Annotated in this window: 23 protein-coding genes; 21 read left to right on the top strand and 2 right to left on the bottom strand. The window is 67.8% G+C overall.

Features of this window, described 5'->3' with window-relative positions; all coding sequences use genetic code 11:
* Positions 1-5: 5 nt before the first annotated feature.
* Both QWJ38_RS11670 and QWJ38_RS11665 read right to left on the bottom strand, forming a co-directional pair.
* Positions 6-776 carry an SAM-dependent methyltransferase gene (locus QWJ38_RS11670; RefSeq protein WP_290359256.1) on the bottom strand — a complete coding sequence of 257 codons (771 nt, stop codon included), beginning with the start codon at positions 774-776 and terminating at the stop codon, positions 6-8.
* Positions 773-1387: a Maf family nucleotide pyrophosphatase gene (locus QWJ38_RS11665; RefSeq protein WP_290359255.1), complete on the bottom strand. Its 615-nt coding sequence runs from the start codon at positions 1385-1387 to the stop codon at positions 773-775. Before QWJ38_RS11665 ends, QWJ38_RS11670 begins: the two co-directional genes overlap by 4 nt.
* 43 nt (positions 1388-1430) lie before the next feature.
* Here QWJ38_RS11665 and QWJ38_RS11660 point away from each other — a divergent pair, with 43 nt between their 5' ends.
* The 21 genes from QWJ38_RS11660 (at position 1431) to acpS (ending at position 19465) form a co-directional block, all read left to right on the top strand.
* Positions 1431-2006 carry a YceD family protein gene (locus QWJ38_RS11660; protein ID WP_290359254.1) on the top strand — a complete coding sequence of 192 codons (576 nt, stop codon included), beginning with the start codon at positions 1431-1433 and terminating at the stop codon, positions 2004-2006.
* A gap of 240 nt (positions 2007-2246) precedes the next feature.
* Positions 2247-2429, top strand: coding sequence for a 50S ribosomal protein L32 (gene rpmF, locus QWJ38_RS11655; RefSeq protein ID WP_137943039.1), 183 nt, complete (start codon positions 2247-2249; stop codon positions 2427-2429).
* A 202-nt stretch (positions 2430-2631) separates the two neighbouring features.
* Positions 2632-3756, top strand: coding sequence for a phosphate acyltransferase PlsX (gene plsX / locus QWJ38_RS11650; protein WP_290359253.1), 1125 nt, complete (start codon positions 2632-2634; stop codon positions 3754-3756).
* Positions 3753-4742, top strand: coding sequence for a beta-ketoacyl-ACP synthase III (locus QWJ38_RS11645; protein ID WP_290359252.1), 990 nt, complete (start codon positions 3753-3755; stop codon positions 4740-4742). The genes plsX and QWJ38_RS11645 overlap by 4 nt, the downstream gene beginning before the upstream one ends.
* Before the next feature lie 21 nt (positions 4743-4763).
* On the top strand, positions 4764-5705 hold the full coding sequence (gene fabD / locus QWJ38_RS11640) for an ACP S-malonyltransferase (RefSeq protein ID WP_290359251.1): 942 nt from the start codon (positions 4764-4766) through the stop codon (positions 5703-5705).
* A 7-nt stretch (positions 5706-5712) separates the two neighbouring features.
* Entirely contained in the window at positions 5713-6453 is a 741-nt protein-coding gene (gene fabG, locus QWJ38_RS11635) for a 3-oxoacyl-ACP reductase FabG (protein WP_290359250.1), read from the top strand.
* Positions 6454-6600: 147 nt separating this feature from the next.
* Positions 6601-6840: an acyl carrier protein gene (gene acpP / locus QWJ38_RS11630; RefSeq protein ID WP_077036781.1), complete on the top strand. Its 240-nt coding sequence runs from the start codon at positions 6601-6603 to the stop codon at positions 6838-6840.
* A gap of 42 nt (positions 6841-6882) precedes the next feature.
* Positions 6883-8127: a beta-ketoacyl-ACP synthase II gene (gene fabF / locus QWJ38_RS11625; protein WP_290359249.1), complete on the top strand. Its 1245-nt coding sequence runs from the start codon at positions 6883-6885 to the stop codon at positions 8125-8127.
* Between the two features lie 16 nt (positions 8128-8143).
* Positions 8144-8620: a hypothetical protein gene (locus QWJ38_RS11620; RefSeq protein WP_290359248.1), complete on the top strand. Its 477-nt coding sequence runs from the start codon at positions 8144-8146 to the stop codon at positions 8618-8620.
* A gap of 14 nt (positions 8621-8634) precedes the next feature.
* A complete protein-coding gene (locus QWJ38_RS11615; RefSeq protein ID WP_290359247.1) occupies positions 8635-9243 on the top strand; it encodes a sigma-70 family RNA polymerase sigma factor in 609 nt (202 codons plus the stop codon).
* A 29-nt stretch (positions 9244-9272) separates the two neighbouring features.
* Positions 9273-9812, top strand: a complete 540-nt coding sequence (locus tag QWJ38_RS11610; RefSeq protein ID WP_290359246.1) for a sigma-E factor negative regulatory protein — start codon at positions 9273-9275, stop codon at positions 9810-9812.
* Positions 9813-9942: 130 nt separating this feature from the next.
* Positions 9943-11379 (top strand): DegQ family serine endoprotease, encoded by a 1437-nt coding sequence (locus tag QWJ38_RS11605; RefSeq protein WP_290359245.1) that lies wholly within the window; start codon positions 9943-9945, stop codon positions 11377-11379.
* Between the two features lie 523 nt (positions 11380-11902).
* Positions 11903-13711, top strand: a complete 1809-nt coding sequence (gene lepA / locus QWJ38_RS11600) for a translation elongation factor 4 (protein WP_290359244.1) — start codon at positions 11903-11905, stop codon at positions 13709-13711.
* 19 nt (positions 13712-13730) lie between these two features.
* Positions 13731-14705 carry a signal peptidase I gene (lepB, locus tag QWJ38_RS11595; protein WP_290359243.1) on the top strand — a complete coding sequence of 325 codons (975 nt, stop codon included), beginning with the start codon at positions 13731-13733 and terminating at the stop codon, positions 14703-14705.
* A 61-nt stretch (positions 14706-14766) separates the two neighbouring features.
* Positions 14767-15153: a DUF4845 domain-containing protein gene (locus QWJ38_RS11590; RefSeq protein WP_290359242.1), complete on the top strand. Its 387-nt coding sequence runs from the start codon at positions 14767-14769 to the stop codon at positions 15151-15153.
* A 26-nt stretch (positions 15154-15179) separates the two neighbouring features.
* A complete protein-coding gene (rnc, locus tag QWJ38_RS11585) occupies positions 15180-15887 on the top strand; it encodes a ribonuclease III (protein WP_290359241.1) in 708 nt (235 codons plus the stop codon).
* A gap of 32 nt (positions 15888-15919) precedes the next feature.
* Positions 15920-16843 carry a GTPase Era gene (gene era / locus QWJ38_RS11580; protein ID WP_290359240.1) on the top strand — a complete coding sequence of 308 codons (924 nt, stop codon included), beginning with the start codon at positions 15920-15922 and terminating at the stop codon, positions 16841-16843.
* A 101-nt stretch (positions 16844-16944) separates the two neighbouring features.
* Positions 16945-17721 (top strand): DNA repair protein RecO, encoded by a 777-nt coding sequence (recO, locus tag QWJ38_RS11575; protein ID WP_434063971.1) that lies wholly within the window; start codon positions 16945-16947, stop codon positions 17719-17721.
* Between the two features lie 76 nt (positions 17722-17797).
* Positions 17798-18580, top strand: a complete 783-nt coding sequence (locus QWJ38_RS11570) for a pyridoxine 5'-phosphate synthase (RefSeq protein ID WP_290359238.1) — start codon at positions 17798-17800, stop codon at positions 18578-18580.
* Complete coding sequence (locus QWJ38_RS11565; RefSeq protein WP_290359237.1) at positions 18573-19073, top strand: GNAT family N-acetyltransferase; 501 nt, start codon at positions 18573-18575, stop codon at positions 19071-19073. The genes QWJ38_RS11570 and QWJ38_RS11565 overlap by 8 nt, the downstream gene beginning before the upstream one ends.
* The gene (gene acpS / locus QWJ38_RS11560; RefSeq protein WP_290359236.1) at positions 19070-19465 is read left to right on the top strand and encodes a holo-ACP synthase; all 396 of its coding nucleotides are present in this window, start codon (positions 19070-19072) and stop codon (positions 19463-19465) included. The genes QWJ38_RS11565 and acpS overlap by 4 nt, the downstream gene beginning before the upstream one ends.
* Positions 19466-19467: the final 2 nt, after the last annotated feature.

Here is a 19467-nt window from a genome sequence, read left to right as displayed (position 1 = left end):
GGGTCTCAGCCCAGCAGCGCGAACACCGCCGGCACCTTGTCCGGCAGCGTCGTGCTCGCGCTGCGCCATTGCGCCACCGTCATGCTGCGCGTCCAGCCTTGTGCCAGGCTGAGTCCGCAACTGATCGACAGCCGCGTCGTCGGCTTCAGCGTCGCCAGCAGCGCCTGCAGCAGCGCGCCGTTGCGGTAGGGTGTCTCTATCATCAGCTGCGTCTGCTGCTGGCGGCCTGACAGCGCCTCCAGTTCGCGGATCCGCGCCGTCCGCGCGACCGCGTCCACCGGCAGATAGCCGACGAAGGCGAAGCTCTGCCCGTTCAGGCCGCTGGCCGCCAGCGCCATCAGCAAGGAGCTGGGGCCGCTGAGCGGCAGCACCTCGATGCCGGCCTCGTGCGCCGCCGCGACCAGCAGGGCGCCGGGGTCGGCAATCGCGGGCAACCCGGCCTCCGAGATCAGGCCCAGATCCTGGCCGGCCAGGGCCGGCGCCAGCAGCGCCCGCCAGGCCGCGTCCTGCGTCGCGTCGGCGTTCCCTCGGCCCTTGGGCGGGCGTGGCAGTTCGGCGATCTGCACATTCTGCAGCGGCTGGGCCAGCGGCTGCAGCGCATCCACGCGTTTCAGGAAGGCGCGCGTCGTCTTCGCATTCTCGGCCGCCCAGTGGGAGAGCCGCGCGGCGATCTCGATCACCCGCTGCGGCAGCACCTGCTGCAGGCCCACCTCGGCGCCGTCGACGCCGAAATCCAGCGTGTTGGGCACCAGATAAAGCCGCCCCTTCGTCGTCATGCGCTCGCTCCGTGCAGCAGCGGGTCGAGCCCGGCCTGGCGCAGCAGCGCGCCGGTGCGGATCAGCGGCAGGCCGATCAGCGCGGTCGGATCGTCCGATTCGATCGCGGCCAGCAGCGCGATGCCCAGGCCCTCGGACTTGGCGCTGCCGGCGCAGTCATAGGGCTGCTCGGCCCGCAGATAGTTTTCGATCTCGAGATCGCTCAGCTCGCGAAAGACCACGCGCACCGGCGCCAGCGCCTGGGCGGCGAAGCCGCTGTCCGCGCAGACGACGGCGACCGCCGTCTGGAACACGACCGCCTTGCCGCTCATCGCACGCAACTGCTCGCGTGCGCGCTCGTGCGTGCCCGGCTTGCCGATCGGCCTGCCGTCGAGGTCGGCAACCTGGTCCGAGCCGATCACGATCGCCTGCGGGTGCTGGCGGGCCACCGCCTGCGCCTTGGCCAGCGCCAGGCGCTGCGCCAGCGCGGCCGGGCTTTCGCCGGGCTGCGGGGTTTCATCGGTCTCGGGCGAGCGGACCTCGAAGGGCAGGCGCAGGCGTTCGAGCAGTTCGCGGCGATAGCGCGAGGTGGAGCCCAGGATCAAGGGGCGGGGAGGGGGGCTTGAGGACATGGTTCGATTTTCCCATCGCCGCCGGGCTCTTACACTTGAGGCCATGAAAGCACGCGTATTTACTCCCCACAAGCTGGATGTCGAGGCCTTTGCCCGCGATGGCGCGAGCCTGCAGGGCGAATGGCCGGCGCAGGCGCTGAGCCGCCTGGCGGACAGCGCCGCGCCCGAGGCGCCGGCCAGCGCTTGGCCGGCCGTGCGCTGGAGCCTGGAGGGCGAGGCGCGCGCCGAGCCGCGCAGCAGCGACAAGCAGATCTGGCTGCATCTGGAGGCCAGCGCCCGCGTCAGCCTGACCTGTCAGCGCTGCCTGCAGCCGGTCAGTGAGGACTTGAACCTGTCGCGCTGGTTCCGCTTCGTGCGCGGCGAGGAGGAGGCCGCCAGCCTCGATGCCGACAGCGAGGACGATGTGCTGGCGCTGACGCGCAGCCTTGACGCGCAGGAACTGGTCGAGGACGAATTGCTGCTGGCGCTGCCGCTGGTGCCGCGCCACGAGACCTGCCCCGAACCGCTGCCGCATTCGAACGCGGAGCCGGACGAGGAGGCGGGCGAGGCGCAGGAGGACGAGCGTCCGAATCCCTTCGCCGCGCTGGCCGCGTTGAAGGGGCGAGGCCCGGCGCAATAAGCAGGGGCGATCCGGCGCTTGGGTTTATGCCGAGCCGCGTGCTACAATCATCGGCTTTCCCCGGTTCGAGGTTCAAGGCCGCGTGCCGCAACGCTGCGAGGAGTGTCGCGCAGCAGCTTGCAGGCGGCTGGCGCATGGTGCGCAGGAGCTCGTGCAAGCAAATTGCGGTATCCGGGGTGTGAGGGCTGGCCGTGTCGTCGTCTCAGGCCGCCTCAATCACCGGATCCTTAGGAGAATTTCATGGCCGTTCAGCAAAACAAGAAGTCGCCTTCCAAGCGTGGCATGCACCGTTCGCACAATGCCCTGGTCAACCCGGGTACCGCGATCGAGCCGACCACCGGTGAAGTGCATCTGCGTCACCACATCAGCCCGACCGGCTTCTACCGTGGCCGCAAGGTCCTGAAGACCAAGGCCGACGCCTGATCGATCCGGTTCTCGCGCCGCGGTCTGCGGCGCGCCCTGATCTTCCTGTCTGACAAATTCCCGGCCTGTGCCTTGATGCAGTGCCGGGTTTTTGCGTTTGTCGCGCCAATCGGCGACCGGGCTCGCCCGCTTGCCCGGGCTGCCGCCCTCGCGTAAGGTCGCTAGTCTCACGGGCCTCGCGTCCGTCCAGCCCCATTCCTAGATGCCTTCTGTTGTTGCTGCTGCTTCCTCCGATGTGATCCGCCTGGCCGTGGATTGCATGGGGGGCGATCATGGCCCCGCGGTCACCCTGCCGGCCTGCCAGGCCTTCCTGGCCGCGCATCCGCGCGCCGAGCTGCTGCTGGTGGGTCTGCCGGAGGCGCTCGCGCAGGCGGCGCCGAATGTGATGAACTGGCCGCGCTGCCAGATCGTTGCGGCCAGCGAGGTGGTGACGATGGACGACACCGTCGAGGTTGCCTTGCGCCGCAAGCGCCAGTCCTCGATGCGCATCGCGATCAGCCAGCTGAAGGGTGCCGACGGCGCCGCGCCGCTGGCCCATGCCTGCGTGTCGGCCGGCAACACCGGCGCGCTGATGGCGGTGGCCCGCTATCTGCTGAAGACGCTGGACGGCATCGACCGCCCGGCGATCGCCACCGTGATGCCCAATCAGACCGGCGGCTTCACGACCGTGCTGGACCTCGGCGCCAATGTCGACTGTACGGCCGAGCATCTGCTGCAGTTCGCCGTCATGGGCAGCGCGCTGGTCTCGGCCGTCGACGGCAAGGAAGAGCCCAGCGTCGGCCTCTTGAACATCGGCGAGGAAGTGATCAAGGGCAACGAGACGATCAAGCGCGCCGGCGAGTTGCTGCGCGAGGCCGCCGCGGCCGGCCACATGAATTTCTACGGCAATGTCGAGGGCAACGACATCTTCAAGGGCACGACCGACCTGGTGGTCTGCGACGGTTTCGTCGGCAATGTCGCCCTGAAGGCATCCGAGGGCCTGGCGACGATGATTGCCACCTTCATCAAGCAGGAGTTCGGCCGCAACTGGCTGACCATGCTGGCCGCCCTCGTCGCGCTGCCGGTGCTCAAGCGCTTTAAGCGCCGCGTCGACCATCGCCGCTTCAATGGCGCGGCGCTGCTGGGCCTGCGCGGCCTGGTGTTCAAAAGCCACGGCTCGGCCGATGCCTTCGCCTTCGAGCAGGCGCTGAACAGGGCTTATGATGCCGCCCGCAACCGGCTGCTCGACCGGGTTCACGACCGCATCGTCGACACGCTGCAGGCCATGCCGGCCGGCCCCGCCGACGATGCAGGAGACAAGGCAACCCCGGTTGCCCACGCTGCATGACCGCATCCCCTCCGCGCTATTCCCGCATCCTGGGCACCGGCAGCTACCTGCCGCCCAAGCGTCTGACGAACGCCGATCTGGCCGCCCAGCTGGCGGCCGACGGCATCGAGACCTCGGACGAATGGATCATCGAGCGCACCGGTATCCGGGCGCGCCACTTCGCCGACGAGGGCGTCACCGCCAGTGACCTGGCCCTGCCGGCGGCGCGCGCTGCGCTCGAGGCGGCCGGCATGACGGCCGAACAGATCGACCTGATCATTGTCGCGACCTCGACGCCGGACATGATCTTCCCGTCCACCGCGACCCTGCTGCAGCATAAGCTCGGTGTGCATGGTTGCGCGGCCTTCGACGTGCAGGCCGTCTGCTCGGGCTTCGTCTATGCGCTGACGGTGGCCGACTCCATGATCAAGAGCGGCGCGGCCAGCAAGGCCCTGGTCATCGGCAGCGAGGTCTTCTCGCGCATCCTCGATTTCAAGGACCGCACGACTTGCGTGCTGTTCGGCGATGGCGCCGGCGCCGTTGTGCTTGGCGCCAGCAAGGAGCCGGGCATTTTGGCCGCCGATCTGCATGCCGACGGGCGCCACGCCAACATCCTTTGCACGCCCGGCACCGTCGCCGGCGGCAAGGTGATCGGCGATCCGCTGCTGAAGATGGACGGCCAGGCCGTGTTCAAGCTGGCCGTCGGCGTGCTCGAGAAGGTCGCGCGCGCGGTGCTGGACAAGGCCGGCCGCAGCGAGGCCGATATCGACTGGCTGATCCCGCATCAGGCCAATATCCGCATCATGCAGGGCACGGCCAAGAAGCTGAAGATGCCGCTGGACAAGCTGATCGTCACCGTCGACGAGCATGGCAATACCTCGGCCGCCTCGATCCCGCTGGCGCTGGACGTCGCCGTCCGCTCGGGCAAGGTTCGGCGCGGCGACACGGTGATGTTGGAAGGCGTCGGCGGCGGCTTCACCTGGGGCGCCGTGCTGCTCGATTTCTAATCAGAAGAGACAAGAACAGAAATGACTGCGAAGTTTGCATTCGTCTTCCCGGGCCAGGGCTCGCAGGCCGTCGGCATGCTGGACGCCTGGGGCGATCACCCGGAGGTCGCCCGCACCTTGGCCGAGGCCTCGGCCGCGCTCGGCGAGGACATCGGCGCCCTGATCAAGAACGGCCCGAAGGAACAGCTGGACCTGACCACCAACACCCAGCCGGTGATGCTGACCGCCGGCATCGCCTGCTACCGCGCCTGGATCGCCGAGACCGGCCTGGTGCCGGTCGCCGCGGCCGGTCATTCGCTGGGCGAGTACACGGCCCTGGTCGCCTCGGGCGCGCTGAGCCTGGCCGATGCGCTGCCGCTGGTGCGTTTCCGCGCCCGGGCCATGCAGGAGGCGGTGCCGGTCGGCACCGGCGCGATGTACGCGATCCTGGGCCTGGACGGCGAGGCCGTCCGCGAGGGCTGCGCCAAGGCCGCGGCCGAGAGCGGCGAGGTGATCGAAGCGGTCAATTTCAATGATCCCAAGCAGACGGTGATCGCCGGCAGCAAGGCCGGCGCCGAGAAGGCCGCCGAAGTGCTGAAGGCGATGGGTGCCAAGCGCGCGCTGCCGCTGCCGGTGTCGGCACCCTTCCATTCGAGCCTGATGAAGCCGGCCGCCGAGCGGCTGCGCGAGAAGCTGGCGACGGTCAGCTTCGGTGTGCAGGCCTTCCCCATCGTCAACAATATCGACGTGGCCGTCACCGAGGGCGCCGACGCTCTGCGCGACGCGCTCTACCGCCAGGCCTTCGGCCCGGTGCGCTGGGTCGAGGTGATCCAGGCCTTGAAGGCGCGCGGCCTCAGCCACATCATCGAGTGCGGCCCCGGCAAGGTGCTGGCCGGCATGGTCAAGCGCATCGACGCCGAGCTGCAGAGCACGACGGTGCTGGATCCGGCCTCGCTGGCCGAAGCGAAAACCCTGTTGGGCTGATCAATCCATGAGCGAGAACCAAAAACAAGTTGCGCTAGTCACCGGCGCCAGCCGCGGCATCGGCCGCGCGATCGCGCTGACCCTGGCCCAGCAGGGCTTCACCGTTATCGGCACGGCGACGACCGAGTCGGGCGCCGCCGGCATCGGCGAGGCGCTGGCCGCCTTCGGCGGCCGCGGCATCGCACTGAACGTCAATGACGCCGCCGCCGTCGAGGCGGCGATCGACGCCATCGTCAAGGTCGACGGCGGCCTGCAGGTGCTGGTCAACAATGCCGGCATCACCCGTGACACCCTGGCCATGCGGATGAAGGACGAGGACTGGGACGCCGTCGTCGACACCAATCTGAAGGCCGTGTTCCGCATGAGCCGCGCGGTGATGCGCACGATGATGAAGCAGCGCTACGGCCGCATCATCAACATCACCTCGGTCGTCGGCGCCTCCGGCAATCCGGGCCAGGCGAACTACGCGGCCGCCAAGGCCGGCGTGGCCGGCATGACGCGCTCGCTGGCGCGTGAGCTGGGCAGCCGCGGCATCACCGTCAACTGCATCGCGCCGGGTTTCATCGCCACCGACATGACCGAGGTGCTGCCCGAGGCCCAGAAGGCCGCGCTGCTGGCGCAGATTCCGGCCGGGCGCCTGGGAGAGCCGGCCGAGATCGCCGATGCGGTGGCCTTCCTGGCCTCCAGCAAGGCGGGCTACATCACCGGCAGCGAGCTGCACGTCAATGGCGGCATGTTTATGAACTGATTGGCGGCGGGCCCATCCGCGCCCGCCCACCGGATTTGCCCGGCCGGTGAAGGCCCCGAGAGTGACCCCTTGATGCTGACTTAGGCGCGTCACTCTAGAGGCCTTAGAATCCCGGGCTGTTCCTAGCAAACCCCTCCTGGAGGAGTCATGAGCGATATCGAAACCCGTGTCAAAAAAATCATTGCCGAACAACTCGGCGTGCCCGAAGCCGATGTGTCCAATGAGAAGGCCTTCGTCGCCGATCTGGGCGCCGATTCCCTCGACACGGTCGAACTGGTGATGGCCCTGGAAGACGAGTTCGGCATCGAGATCCCGGACGAAGAGGCCGAGAAGATCACCACCGTGCAACTGGCGATCGACTACGCCGTCAAGCACCAGAAGGCCTGAGCGTACCCACGCTCCGGCAGTCCCAACCGATACCCGTACCGCATGAGTCGTCGTCGCGTCGTCGTCACCGGACTCGGTCTGATCAGCCCCGTGGGCAACACGGTGGCCGAAGGCTGGGCCAATATCCTGGCCGGTCAGTCCGGCATTGACCGCATCACCCGTTTCGATGCCAGCAACTTCGCCTGCCAGTTCGCCGGCGAGGTCAAGGGCTTCGACGTCAACGCTTACTTGAACAGCAAGGAAGCGCGGACGATGGACACCTTCATCCACTACGGGATGGCGGCGTCCATTCAGGCGGTGCAGGACGCCGGCCTGCCGACGAACGATCAGCTGACCGAGGAGCAGGCCGAGCGCATCGGCGTGCTGGTCGGTTCGGGCATCGGTGGTCTGCCGATGATCGAGGAAACCCACGCTGAACTGGCGGCTCGCGGCCCGCGCCGCATCACGCCCTTCTTCGTGCCGGCCTCGATCATCAACATGATTTCGGGCCATGTCTCGATCAAATACGGTTTCCAGGGTCCGAACCTGGCCATCGTCACCGCCTGCACCACCGGTCTGCACTGCATCGGTGAAGCGGGCCGGATGATCGAGTATGGCGATGCGGACGTGATGATCGCCGGCGGTGCCGAGTCGACCGTCTCCCCGCTGGGCATCGGCGGCTTTGCCGCGGCCCGAGCGCTGTCGACCCGCAACGACGATCCCAAGACCGCCTCGCGGCCCTGGGACAAGGACCGCGACGGCTTCGTGCTGGGCGAGGGCGGTGGCGTGCTGGTGCTCGAGGAGTACGAGCATGCGCTCAAGCGCGGCGCCAAGATCTACTGCGAGCTCGCCGGCTTCGGCATGGGTGCCGATGCGTACCACATGACGGCGCCCAACGTCGACGGGCCGAAGCGCTCGATGCGCGCGGCGCTGCGCAATGCTGGCATCAATCCGGACCAGGTGCAGTACATGAACGCGCATGGCACCTCGACGCCGCTGGGCGACGTCAACGAGACCAACGCGATCAAGCTGGCCTTCGGCGAGCATGCCAAGAACATGGTCGTCAGCTCGACCAAGTCGATGACCGGCCACCTGCTGGGCGGCGCCGGCGGTATCGAGTCGGTGTTCACCGTGCTGGCCGTGCACAACCAGGTCGCGCCGCCGACGATCAATATCTTCAACCAGGATCCCGAGTGCGACCTGGACTACTGCGCCAACGAGGCGCGGCAGATGGAGATAGCCTACGCCGCCAAGAACAACTTCGGCTTTGGCGGCACCAACGGCACGCTGATCTTCAAGCGCGTCTAAGCGCAGGGCGCTGGCCGTGAGTGCGGCCCGCCCCTTCCATCGCCATGCGCCGGCGCTGCAGGTCGAGACCTCGGCGCGGCCGCGCTTGCAGGCGCTGATCGCCGCGCTGGCAGGCCTCTCGGCCCTGGCCGCCTTGGCAGCGGCGGCCACCCATATCCCCGATTGCTGGTGGCTGCTGCCCGCCGTGCCGCTGGCCGCGCTGCTGGGCTGGAGGCTGGCGCGTGTGCGGCCGCTGCGCCTGCAGTGGGACGGCCAGGCCTGGCATCTGGCGCCCAGCGAATCGCGCGAGCCCGGCCCGGCGGTGCGGGTCGAGGTCGTGCTGGATTTCGACGACTGCTTGCTGCTGCGCTGCGAGGAGCCGGGGCGCGGGTCGCCGCTGGGCCTGCCCGGGCGGCGGCGCTATCTGCCGCTGGCGCGCGCAAGCGTCGGCGCCGCCTGGGGCGCGCTGCGGGCCACGCTATATTCGACGCATCCCGACGCCCCGGCCCGCTAGCCGCGCTTCACCGCATGAGTTCCGCCGATCCCGATGCGCCGCTGGTCGAACTGGCCCAGCGCGGCGATATGCGGGCCTTCGAGATGCTGGTGATCAAGTACCAGCGCCGCATCGAACGGCTGATCGCGCGCAGCGTGCGCGATGTCGATCTGGTCGCCGACATCAGCCAGGAGTCCTTTCTGCGCGCCTACCGCGCATTGCCCGGCTTTCGCGGCGACAGCGCCTTCTACACCTGGCTGTACCGGATCGCGATCAATACCGCGCGCAAGAGCATGGCGCGGCTGCAGCGCGACCCGGTGCGCGTCGAGTCATCCCTCAAACAAGGGGATGGCGAGGAGGAACCTCTGCGGGCGGAGCAGACACTAAGCGACGGAGCGACGCCGGAAGGGCTGCTTTCCAGCAAGGAGGTCGCCGCCGCCGTCAATGCGGCGGTCGATCAGTTGCCGGAGGACTTCCGGCGCGCGCTGCTGCTGCGCGAGGTCGACGGCCTGGCCTACGAGGAGATCGCCGTGTTGATGGACTGTCCGGTCGGCACGGTGCGCTCGCGCATCTTCCGCGCGCGCGAGGCGGTGGCGGCCAAGCTGCGGCCGCTGCTCGACACGAGGACCGGCGGGCGCTGGTGAAGGCTATGGACGATGGAAAGCAAAGGACGATGAAGCACGAGGCGGTTGCCGCCGAAGATCTGTCGGACCTGCTCGATGGCCGGGCCAGCCCGGCGCAGCTGCGCGCGCTGTGCGCCGCCTGGGCCGACGACGCGGAACTGCGCCGCAGCTGGCAGGCCTGGCATCTGCTCGGCGACAGCCTGCGTTCGGCCGAGCTGGTCGGCCAGGCGCAGCGCAGCGAAGCGTTACTGGACGCGCTGCACCAGCGTCTAGCGCAGGAACCACCGCGCTCCGCGACACAGCCGCTGGCTCGCTGGCTGGCGCCCTTGGCGGTGGCCGCCGGCTTCGTCGGCCTGGCGCTGTTGATGCCAGGGCTGCGACCCGAGTTGCCGCAGTCCCAGCTGCAGGTACGCGCCTTGCCGAACGCATCGCTGGCCTTGTTGCCGGCGCCTGGCGGTCTGATGCTGGACCGCGCGGCGCCCAGCTTTGCGCAGACGATGACGGCGCCCGTGCATCCGGCCCTGCTGGGCGCCGCCGCGCCGCTGCCAGACGGCGCGGGCGAGGTGACTTCCGGGGCGCCGGCGCGCTGATGGCATCATCGGGCTTGCCCGCCCCGCACTTGAATAGTCGGACGCGCATCCCCACGTCGGCGACGTGAAGACCCCTCGAACCTCGAATGCCATGCATACAAAGTCTGCCGCAGTCCCCTCCCGCTCCGCGATGACGCGCTGGTCCGGCGCCTTGCTGTCGGCCTCGCTGCTCTCGCTGAGCCTCGGCCTGGCGCCGCAGATCAGCGTCGCGCAGGCCCGCGAGCTGCCGGACTTCACCGAGATGGTCGAGCGCGTCGGCCCCGCCGTCGTCAACATCCGCACCTCGGAGCGGGTGCGCATGAGCCGCAGCGAGAACCCAGAGATCGACGAGCAGATGCAGGAGTTCCTGCGCCGCTTCGGCATTCCGGTGCCCAATCAGCGCCGCGGCGCGCCGCGTGATGAGGACGCGCCGCAGCGCCGCGGCGTCGGCTCCGGTTTCATCCTCAGCGCCGACGGTTTCGTGATGACCAACGCCCATGTGGTCGAGGGCGCCGATGAGGTCTTCGTGACCCTGACCGACAAGCGCGAGTTCAAGGCCAAGATCATCGGCAGCGACCGCCGTTCGGACGTCGCCGTCGTGCGCATCGAGGCCACCGGCCTGCCGACGGTAAAGATCGGCGACATCAGCCGGCTCAAGGTCGGCGAGTGGGTGATGGCGATCGGCTCGCCCTTCGGCTTCGACAACACGGTGACCGCCGGCATCGTCAGCGCCAAGGCGCGCGACACCGGCGACTTCCTGCCGCTGATCCAGACCGACGTGGCGATCAACCCCGGCAACTCCGGCGGGCCGCTGCTGAATATGCGCGGCGAGGTGGTCGGCATCAACTCGCAGATCTACAGCCAGTCCGGTGGCTTCATGGGCATCTCTTTCGCGATTCCGATCGACGAGGCGATCCGCGTTTCGGACCAGCTGCGCAGCAGCGGCAAGGTCGTGCGCGGCTTCATCGGCGTGCTGCCGGATGACCTGACCAAGGAGGTGGCCGAGTCCATCGGCCTGGGCAAGCCCAATGGCGCCATCGTTCGCCGCGTCGAGCCCAATGGCCCGGCCGACAAGGCCGGCATGGAAGGCGGCGACGTGATCACCAAGTTCGATGGCAAGGCGATCGAGAAGGCGGTCGACGTGCGCCGCGTCGTCGCCGCGATCAAGCCGGGCAGCAAGGTGCCAGTGCAGGTCTTCCGCCGCGGCGCCCACAAGGAGCTGAGTCTGACCGTCGGCGAGATGCCTGACGACCGCCAGGCCAGCGCCGGTGGCGGCAGCGAGCCTAGCAGTCCGTCCAGCCCGCCGGCGGCCTCCCAGGCCCTGGGCCTGACGGTATCCGAAATCCCCGATGCGCAGAAGCGCGAACTGAAGCTGCGCGCCGGTGTGCGCGTCGATGCGGTCAGCGGCGCGGCCTCGCGCGCCGGCCTGCGCGAGGGCGACCTGATCCTCTCGGTCGAGAACGTCGAGATCGGCAACGTCAAGCAGTTCCAGGCCCAGCTGGCCAAGCTGGAGAAGGCCAAGGTGATCAATCTGCTGGTGCGCCGCGGCGACCAGGTGAACTTCATCCTGCTGCGTCCGTCGCGCTGAAGACGGGGCTGTGGATGGCGGGGTCCGGTCGCGGGTCTTTTCGCAATGCGGAAATATCGACACCTGCCGGCCCGGATCAAGGAGCGCGCTGGCGTCGAAAATCGACGTTGGCACCCGCTAACTTGGCCGGGGCCAGGCCGGATTGTTCGAGCCATCGCGTAGAATCGGGGCTCGCAAAGGCGTCTTTGCTCGCTTTCGGCGACGCAAATCGAAGGCCTTCCAACAATCCCCAGGCCATCCACAAGAGTCTGTGGATAACTTGTTGACAACTTCGATGTTGGCGGGCCGCAACGACCGGAGATGACGCAACGGCGCGGTTTCCAGCGGGGGGCTTTTGGCTACAATGGAAGCCCAACAAGCAGTTGCCATACGTTTTTGTTGGAAGGCGCGTCACCGTTTCGACGTGCCTTTTTTTTATGTCCGGCACGGCCCCTCTGGGGCCTTCACATCGCTGCGCGATATGAGCCTTCCATGCAACGGCTTTCGCCGTTGAAGCTTACGGCCGCGCATCGCGAGACAGAGCATGAACCACATCCGCAATTTCTCCATCATCGCCCACATCGATCACGGCAAGAGCACGCTGGCCGATCGCATCATTCAGCGTTGCGGCGGGCTGTCCGATCGCGAGATGGAGGCGCAGGTGCTGGACTCGATGGACATCGAGCGCGAGCGCGGCATCACGATCAAGGCGCAGACCGCCGCACTGCAATACAAGGCCAAGGATGGTCAGGTCTACAACCTGAACCTGATCGACACGCCGGGGCATGTGGACTTCTCCTATGAAGTGAGCCGGTCTCTCTCGGCCTGCGAGGGCGCGCTGCTGGTCGTCGATGCGAGCCAGGGCGTGGAGGCGCAGACGGTTGCAAATTGCTACACGGCCCTGGATCTCGGCGTCGAGGTGGTGCCGGTGCTGAACAAGATGGATCTGCCAAATGCCGATCCCGACAACGCCAAGGCCGAGATCGAGGATGTGATCGGCATCGATGCCGACGACGCCATCCCCTGCAGCGCCAAGACCGGCATGGGCATCGACGAGATCCTGGAGGCGGTGATCGCCCGCATGCCCGCCCCGCGAGGCGTCGTCGAGGCGCCGCTGCGGGCGATGATCATCGACAGCTGGTACGACGCCTACGTCGGCGTGGTGATGCTGGTGCGCGTCGTCGACGGCACGCTGAAAAAGGGCGAACGCATCCGCATGATGGCGACCGACGCCGTCTATCCGGCCGACCAACTGGGCGTGTTCACGCCCAAGAGCGAGTCGCGCGAGGCGCTGAACGCGGGCGAGGTCGGCTTCATCATTGCCGGCATCAAGGAACTGGCCGCCGCCAAGGTCGGCGACACGATCACCTTGGAAAAGAAGCTGCCGAACAACCTCGGCCCGGCGGACAGCCCGCTGCCTGGCTTCAAGGAAATCCAGCCCCAGGTATTTGCCGGCCTCTACCCGACCGAGGCGAGCGAGTACGACTCGCTGCGCGACGCGCTGGAAAAGCTCAAGCTCAACGACTCCTCGCTGCGCTATGAGCCGGAAGTCTCGCAGGCGCTGGGCTTCGGTTTCCGCTGCGGTTTCCTGGGCCTCTTGCATATGGAAATCGTCCAGGAGCGGCTCGAGCGCGAGTTCGACCAGGACCTGATCACGACGGCGCCCAGCGTGGTCTACGAGGTGGTGGCCGGCGACGGCCAGATCATCGAGGTCGAGAACCCCTCGAAGATGCCGGAGCAGAGCAAGATCGCCGAGATCCGCGAGCCCATCGTCACCGTGCATCTGTACATGCCGCAGGACTATGTCGGCCCGGTGATGACCCTGGCCAACCAGAAGCGCGGCGTGCAGCTGAACATGGCCTACCACGGCCGCCAGGTGATGCTGACCTACGAGATCCCGCTGGCCGAGATCGTGCTGGACTTCTTCGACAAGCTGAAGAGCGTCTCGCGCGGCTACGCCTCGATGGACTACGAGTTCAAGGAATACCGAGCCTCGGACGTCGTCAAGGTCGACATGCTGATCAACGGCGATCGCATCGACGCGCTGTCCATCATCGTCCACCGCAGCCAGAGCCAGTACCGCGGCCGCCAGGTCGCCGCCAAGATGCGCGAGATCATCCCGCGCCAGATGTACGACGTGGCGATCCAGGCGGCGATCGGCGCCAACATCATCTCGCGCGAGAACATCAAGGCGCTGCGCAAGAACGTGCTGGCAAAATGCTATGGCGGCGACATCACGCGCAAGCGCAAGCTGCTGGAAAAGCAAAAAGCCGGCAAGAAACGCATGAAGCAAATCGGCTCCGTCGAGGTGCCGCAGGAAGCGTTCCTGGCCATTCTGCAAGTCGAAGACTGAACCCAAAACCAAGCCATTGATGAGTGCTCTGACCGGACTTCTCTACGCCGCCCTGCTTGCCTATCTGGGCGGCTGGTACACCGGCTACTGGAACGGCAACTTCTCGCTGCTGCTGTTCATCCTCACCGTCGTGACGCTGGGCTACTGGCTGGCCGAGCGCTTCCACTTCCAGCCGGCGCGCGCCGCCGCGGCCAGCCAGCTGGTCGCCAGCGATTTGCAGCGCCGCGAGAAGCTGGCGGCCCAGGGCATCTCGCGCGTCGATGGCGACATCGAGGGTGCGCGCCAGCAGATCCTGCAGCAGCCCTGGTGGCTGGACTGGACCGCCGGCCTGTTCCCGGTCATCCTGGCAGTGTTCTTCCTGCGCAGCTTCCTGGTCGAACCGTTCAAGATCCCGTCCGGCTCGATGGTGCCGACGCTCCTGGTCGGCGACCTGATCCTGGTCAACAAGTTCCACTACGGCGTGCGCCTGCCGGTGCTGAACAAGAAGATCATCGAGAACAATCCGGTGCAGCGCGGCGACGTGATGGTGTTCCGCTACCCGCAGAACCCGAGCCAGGACTACATCAAGCGCGTGGCCGGCATTCCCGGCGACGAGGTCACCTACGCGAACCAGCGCCTGTACATCAACGGCCAGCTGGCCGCCGTCCAGCCCCAGGGCAATTACTACGACGAGGACGCGATGAGCTACCGCCCGCGCTTCCTCGAGAAGCTGGGCGAGAAGGAGCACCAGATCCTCGTCAATCCGCAGATCAATCCGCTGGCGCCGCAGTTCTTCCATCCGGACGAGTTCCCCTTCAAGGAAAACTGCCGCTACAACGTCGACGGCCTGAGCTGCAAGGTGCCCGCCGGCCATTACTTCATGCTCGGCGACAACCGTGACAATTCGCGCGACTCGCGCTTCTGGGGCTTTGTGCCGGACGAGAACATCGTCGGCAAAGCCTTCTTTGTTTGGATGAATTTCGGTAATCTCAAGCGCATCGGTTCATTCAACTGAGGGACCGCGGCGCGCAGCGCCGCCGGTGAGAAAGACCAACACCAAGAGGGACAAGATCGAGATGACGCATCCTCGTCAAAGCGCCAAGCAGCGCCAGGCAGCCCGCCGGCAGCGCGGCATCAGCCTGCTGGGCCTGCTGTTCTGGGCCGTGCTGATCGCCTTCACCGGCGTCGTCGCGGCGCGCGTCTTCCCGACGGTGCTCGAGTACTACACGATCAAGCGCGTCATCGACCGCATCGCCGTCTCCAACCCGGCCACCGTGCCGGCCGTGCGCGCCGAGTTCGAGCGCGCCAAGCAGGTCGAGTATTCGATCACCAGCATCTCGGCCCAGGACCTGGTGATCAGCAAGGAAAACGACAAGCTGAAGATCGCCTTTGCCTACGACAAGCAGGTCGATCTGGCCGGCCCGGTCTTCCTGCTGATCAAGTACGAAGGCCAGTCGCGCTGAGGCGCGGTCACCTTGCGGCAGTACCGATGAGTTCGCAGCTCGCCTCCCTCCAGCAGCGCCTGGGCTACCGTTTCAAGCAGCCCGAGCTGCTGATCCGCGCGCTGACCCATCGCAGCTTCGGCGCCGAGCACAACGAGCGCCTAGAGTTCCTTGGCGATGCGGTGCTGAGCTTGGCCGTGTCCAGCCTGTTGTACGAGCGCTTCGGCGGCTCCGACGAGGGCGATCTGACCCGCGTGCGCGCGCATCTGGTGCGCGAGGACAGCCTGCACAAGCTGGCCCTGGGCCTGGATCTGCCGCAGGTGCTGCGCATGTCCGAGGGCGAGGCCAAGGGCGGCGGCGCGCAGCGCCCGTCCATTCTGGCCGACGCGATGGAGGCGCTGATCGGCGCCACCTTCGTCGACGGCGGCTACGAGGCCGCGCTGGCCCTGGTCGCGCGCCTGCTATCCGAGGTGATCGCCGGCGCCGGCAGCTCGGACAACTGGGCCAAGGACGCGAAGACGGCCTTGCAGGAATGGCTGCAGGCGCGCAAGCTGCCGGTGCCTGGCTACCGCATCACGGAAACGCGCGGCCAGGCGCATGCCCAGACCTTCGAGGTCGAGTGCGCGGTGCCCTCGCTGAACCTGGTCTCGCATGGCGAAGGGCGCTCGCGCCGCGCCGCCGAGCAGAGCGCCGCCCGTCGTATGCTCGACGAACTGATTGCACGCGACAAGCCAGGTTCTGGCCTGCGCGACTGATTGACCGGAGGCCGGCCCCGCGCCGTCACAGCATGAGCGACGTTCCCCCATCCCCCGCGCCCGAAGACGCGGCGCCCAGTCAGCGCTGCGGCCTGATCGCCATCGTCGGCCGCCCGAACGTCGGCAAGTCGACCCTGCTCAATGCGCTGGTCGGCCAGAAGGTCTCGATCACCTCCGACAAGGCGCAGACGACCCGCCACCGCATCACCGGCGTGCGCACCGTCGACGAGGCGCAGTTCGTCTTTGTCGACACGCCCGGCTTCCAGACCCGCCACAACGCGGCCCTGAACCGCAATCTGAACCGCACCGTGCACGGCGTGCTGTCCGACGTCGACGTCGTGCTCTTCGTCGTCGAGGCGGGCCGCTTCGGGCTCGATGACGCCAAGGTCTTGTCGCTCTTGCCCGAGGACAAGCCGGTCGTGCTGATCGCGAACAAGCTCGACGCCGTGCACCGCCGTGCCGAGCTGGCGCCCTGGCTGAAGAGCATGCAGGAGCGCCGCAACTTCAGCGAGTTCGTGCCGCTGTCGGCCAAGAAAGAGTCCGACGTCACCCGCCTGTTCAAGATCCTCAAGCCCTATCTGCCCGAGCAGGGCTGGTTCTACGAGGAAGACGCGCTGACCGACCGCAGCGAGAAGTTCCTTGCCAGCGAGATCATCCGCGAGAAGCTGTTCCGCCTGACCGGCGACGAGCTGCCCTACACCTCGACCGTCGTCATCGACAAATGGGAAGACGAGGGTGAGCTGCGCCGCATCAGCGCCTCTATCGTCGTCGAGCGCGATGCCCACAAGGGCATGATCATCGGCCAGGGGGGCGAGCGCCTGAAGCGCATCGGCTCCGAGGCGCGCCAGGAGCTCGAGCACCTGATGGACGGCCGGGTCTTCCTGGAACTGTGGGTCAAGGTCCGCTCCGGCTGGGCCGACACCGAGGAACATCTGCGCACCTACGGCTACGAATAGATCGTGAGCCCCCCGGTCGCTTCGCTCCTGTCCCACGGACCTGTGGGGTCCGCCGCGCGGCCCCTGGAGGCTGCCCGGCTTGGGGCGGCCCGGCGCCGGGCATGATGCGGAAAGCTCCTGCCGTCCAGCAGGCCTTTGTCCTTCATCACTACGACTGGAGCGAATCCAGCCTGATCCTGGACCTGTTCACCCGCGAACAGGGCCGCATGGCCGTGGTCGCCAAGGGGGCGAAACGGCCTTACTCGCAGCTGCGCGCGGTGCTGCTGCCCTTCCAGCGCATCCAGGTCACGCTGTCCAAGCCGGCAAAGTCGGCCGACGGCGAGGGGCCCGAGGTCGTCACCTTGCGCGGCGCCGAATGGGCCGGCGGCGCGACCATGCCGGCCGGCGCGGCGCTGTTCAGCGGCTACTACCTGAACGAGCTGCTGCTCAAGCTGCTGGCGCGCCAGGACCCGCATCCGGCGCTGTTCGATGCCTATGCCGACACCTTGCCCGAGCTGCACGCCAGCGAGGACGCGCAATCACAGGCGGCGCTGCGCGCCTTCGAGCTGCGCCTGCTGGACCAGCTGGGCCTCCTGCCCGATCTGAGCCTGGCGACCTTGACGCAGACGCCGGTGCAGGCCGAGCGCGGCTACGCGATCTCGCCCGAGGCCGGCGTGATCGCCAGCGAGGAGGCGGCCGCGCTGGACGGCGCAGCGCTGGTGCAGCTGCAGGCGGCGCTGTTGCACGGCAGCGGCGCCGCCTTGCGCCAGGCCTGTGCGCCGGTGCTGCCGGCCTTGCGCGCGCAGCTGCGCGGCCTGCTTCACTATCATCTGGGGCAGAAGCCGCTGCGCACCCGCCAGGTGATGCTCGATGTGCAGAAACTGATGGAAAGAATATGAAGCCCCCACGCTCACTTCGTTCACTGCCCCCCGAGGGGGCGCGCTGGGCCCTTCGGGCGGCCGGGCGGGCCCAGCGATGAACCCCCTCGTCGCTCCGGAATCTTCGGGCCATGGCGCGCGCTGCGCGCTGTCGGTCAATGTCAACAAGGTCGCGCTGCTGCGCAATACCCGGCACCTGGGCATCCCCAGCGTCACTCGCGCGGCCGAGCTGTGCCTGGAGGCGGGCGCGCAGGGCATCACCGTCCACCCGCGGCCCGATGCGCGCCATATCCGCACGCAGGACGTGCATGAGCTGGCCGCGTTGATGCAGCGCTGGCCGCAGGCCGAGTACAACATCGAGGGCAACCCGACGCAGAACCTGATGGACTTCGTGCGCCAGCTGCGCCCGCATCAGGTCACCTTCGTGCCCGACAGCGAGGACCAGTTCACCTCCGACCATGGCTGGAACCTGCCGGCCGATATGGCGCGCCTGAAGCCGCTGATCGAGGAGTGCCAGGCACTGGGCGTGCGCGTCAGCCTCTTCATGGATCCGCAGCCGCAGGCGATGGCCCTGGTCGCCGAGCTCGGCGCCGAGCGCATCGAGCTCTATACCGAGACCTATGCCAGCGCCTGGGGCACGCCGCGCCAGGCCGAGCTGCTGGCCGGCTTCACCGCCACCGCGCAGGCGGCGCTGGCGCTCGGCCTGGGCATCAACGCGGGCCACGACCTGAACCGCGACAACCTCACGGACTTCCTGCGCGCGGTGCCCGGCGTGCAGGAGGTGTCGATCGGCCACGCGCTGATCGCCGACGCGCTGGAACTCGGCTATGCCGAGACCGTGCGCGACTACCAGCGCTGCATCCAGCGCGCCTATGGCTGAGCTGCGCGCGGCCGTCGAGGCCGATCTGCCGCGCATCGCCGCGTTGGCGCGCTGGGTCTGGCTCGATAGCTATGCCGGGCCCGGCGTCAGCGACAGTTTTGCGCGCTATGTCGACGCGGCCTTCGACCCGCGCACGCTGCGCCAGGCACTGCCGGGCGGCATGTGGGTGATCGAAGAGGGCGGCTTCCTGCTGGCCTGGGCCCAGGCCGATGCCGGCGCGCCTTGCCCGGTCGAGCGCGATGAGGCGCTGGTGGAGCTGGTGCGCCTCTACGTCGCGCCGCCCCAGTGCGGCCAGGGCCACGGCAAGCGGCTGCTGGACCATGTCCGCGCGGCCCATCCCCGGCGATCGCTCTGGCTGACGCCCTGGGAAGGCAATGCCGGCGCGCTGCGCTTCTACCGCCGCGAGGGCGCCGAGCTGTGGGGCGAGACCTGGTTCGAACTCGAGGGCCAGCGCCACCGCAACGAAGTGCTCGGTTGGAGTCCCCTGCAATGATTTACGGCATCGGCACCGATATCTGCGACATCCGGCGCATTCGTGAGACCCTGGCGCGGCGTGGCGAGCGCTTTGCGGAGAAGGTGCTGGGGCCGCATGAGATGGCCGTCTTCCGCGAGCGGCGTGCGCGCGTCGAGGCGCGCGGCGTCGCCTACCTGGCCACCCGCTTCTCGGCCAAGGAGGCCTTCTCCAAGGCGATCGGCATGGGCATGCGCATGCCGATGACTTGGCGCCATTGCGAGATCGTCAAGGCGCCCAGCGGCAAGCCCGAGATCCGCCTGCATGGCGCACTGGCCGAATGGTTCGAGGCCAAGGGCCTCAAGGCCCATGTGACCGTCACCGACGAAACCGAATACGCGGCGGCCTTCGTGGTCGTCGAAACGAAGAACTGAAG

Origin of the sequence: Roseateles violae (genome assembly GCF_030410485.1) — a bacterium.
Taxonomy (GTDB): domain Bacteria; phylum Pseudomonadota; class Gammaproteobacteria; order Burkholderiales; family Burkholderiaceae_C; genus Roseateles_D; species Roseateles_D violae.
Note: the sequence above shows the minus strand (reverse complement) of the source record. Positions and strands in the feature narration are given on the sequence as shown.

Coding starts and splice junctions, on each gene's coding strand:
- QWJ38_RS11670 (WP_290359256.1), bottom strand. CDS start 776: ATGACGACGAAGGGGCGGCTTTATCTGGTGCCCAACACGCTGGATTTC.
- QWJ38_RS11665 (WP_290359255.1), bottom strand. CDS start 1,387: ATGTCCTCAAGCCCCCCTCCCCGCCCCTTGATCCTGGGCTCCACCTCG.
- QWJ38_RS11660 (WP_290359254.1), top strand. CDS start 1,431: ATGAAAGCACGCGTATTTACTCCCCACAAGCTGGATGTCGAGGCCTTT.
- rpmF (WP_137943039.1), top strand. CDS start 2,247: ATGGCCGTTCAGCAAAACAAGAAGTCGCCTTCCAAGCGTGGCATGCAC.
- plsX (WP_290359253.1), top strand. CDS start 2,632: ATGCCTTCTGTTGTTGCTGCTGCTTCCTCCGATGTGATCCGCCTGGCC.
- QWJ38_RS11645 (WP_290359252.1), top strand. CDS start 3,753: ATGACCGCATCCCCTCCGCGCTATTCCCGCATCCTGGGCACCGGCAGC.
- fabD (WP_290359251.1), top strand. CDS start 4,764: ATGACTGCGAAGTTTGCATTCGTCTTCCCGGGCCAGGGCTCGCAGGCC.
- fabG (WP_290359250.1), top strand. CDS start 5,713: ATGAGCGAGAACCAAAAACAAGTTGCGCTAGTCACCGGCGCCAGCCGC.
- acpP (WP_077036781.1), top strand. CDS start 6,601: ATGAGCGATATCGAAACCCGTGTCAAAAAAATCATTGCCGAACAACTC.
- fabF (WP_290359249.1), top strand. CDS start 6,883: ATGAGTCGTCGTCGCGTCGTCGTCACCGGACTCGGTCTGATCAGCCCC.
- QWJ38_RS11615 (WP_290359247.1), top strand. CDS start 8,635: ATGAGTTCCGCCGATCCCGATGCGCCGCTGGTCGAACTGGCCCAGCGC.
- QWJ38_RS11610 (WP_290359246.1), top strand. CDS start 9,273: ATGAAGCACGAGGCGGTTGCCGCCGAAGATCTGTCGGACCTGCTCGAT.
- QWJ38_RS11605 (WP_290359245.1), top strand. CDS start 9,943: ATGACGCGCTGGTCCGGCGCCTTGCTGTCGGCCTCGCTGCTCTCGCTG.
- lepA (WP_290359244.1), top strand. CDS start 11,903: ATGAACCACATCCGCAATTTCTCCATCATCGCCCACATCGATCACGGC.
- lepB (WP_290359243.1), top strand. CDS start 13,731: ATGAGTGCTCTGACCGGACTTCTCTACGCCGCCCTGCTTGCCTATCTG.
- QWJ38_RS11590 (WP_290359242.1), top strand. CDS start 14,767: ATGACGCATCCTCGTCAAAGCGCCAAGCAGCGCCAGGCAGCCCGCCGG.
- rnc (WP_290359241.1), top strand. CDS start 15,180: ATGAGTTCGCAGCTCGCCTCCCTCCAGCAGCGCCTGGGCTACCGTTTC.
- era (WP_290359240.1), top strand. CDS start 15,920: ATGAGCGACGTTCCCCCATCCCCCGCGCCCGAAGACGCGGCGCCCAGT.
- recO (WP_434063971.1), top strand. CDS start 16,945: ATGATGCGGAAAGCTCCTGCCGTCCAGCAGGCCTTTGTCCTTCATCAC.
- QWJ38_RS11570 (WP_290359238.1), top strand. CDS start 17,798: ATGAACCCCCTCGTCGCTCCGGAATCTTCGGGCCATGGCGCGCGCTGC.
- QWJ38_RS11565 (WP_290359237.1), top strand. CDS start 18,573: ATGGCTGAGCTGCGCGCGGCCGTCGAGGCCGATCTGCCGCGCATCGCC.
- acpS (WP_290359236.1), top strand. CDS start 19,070: ATGATTTACGGCATCGGCACCGATATCTGCGACATCCGGCGCATTCGT.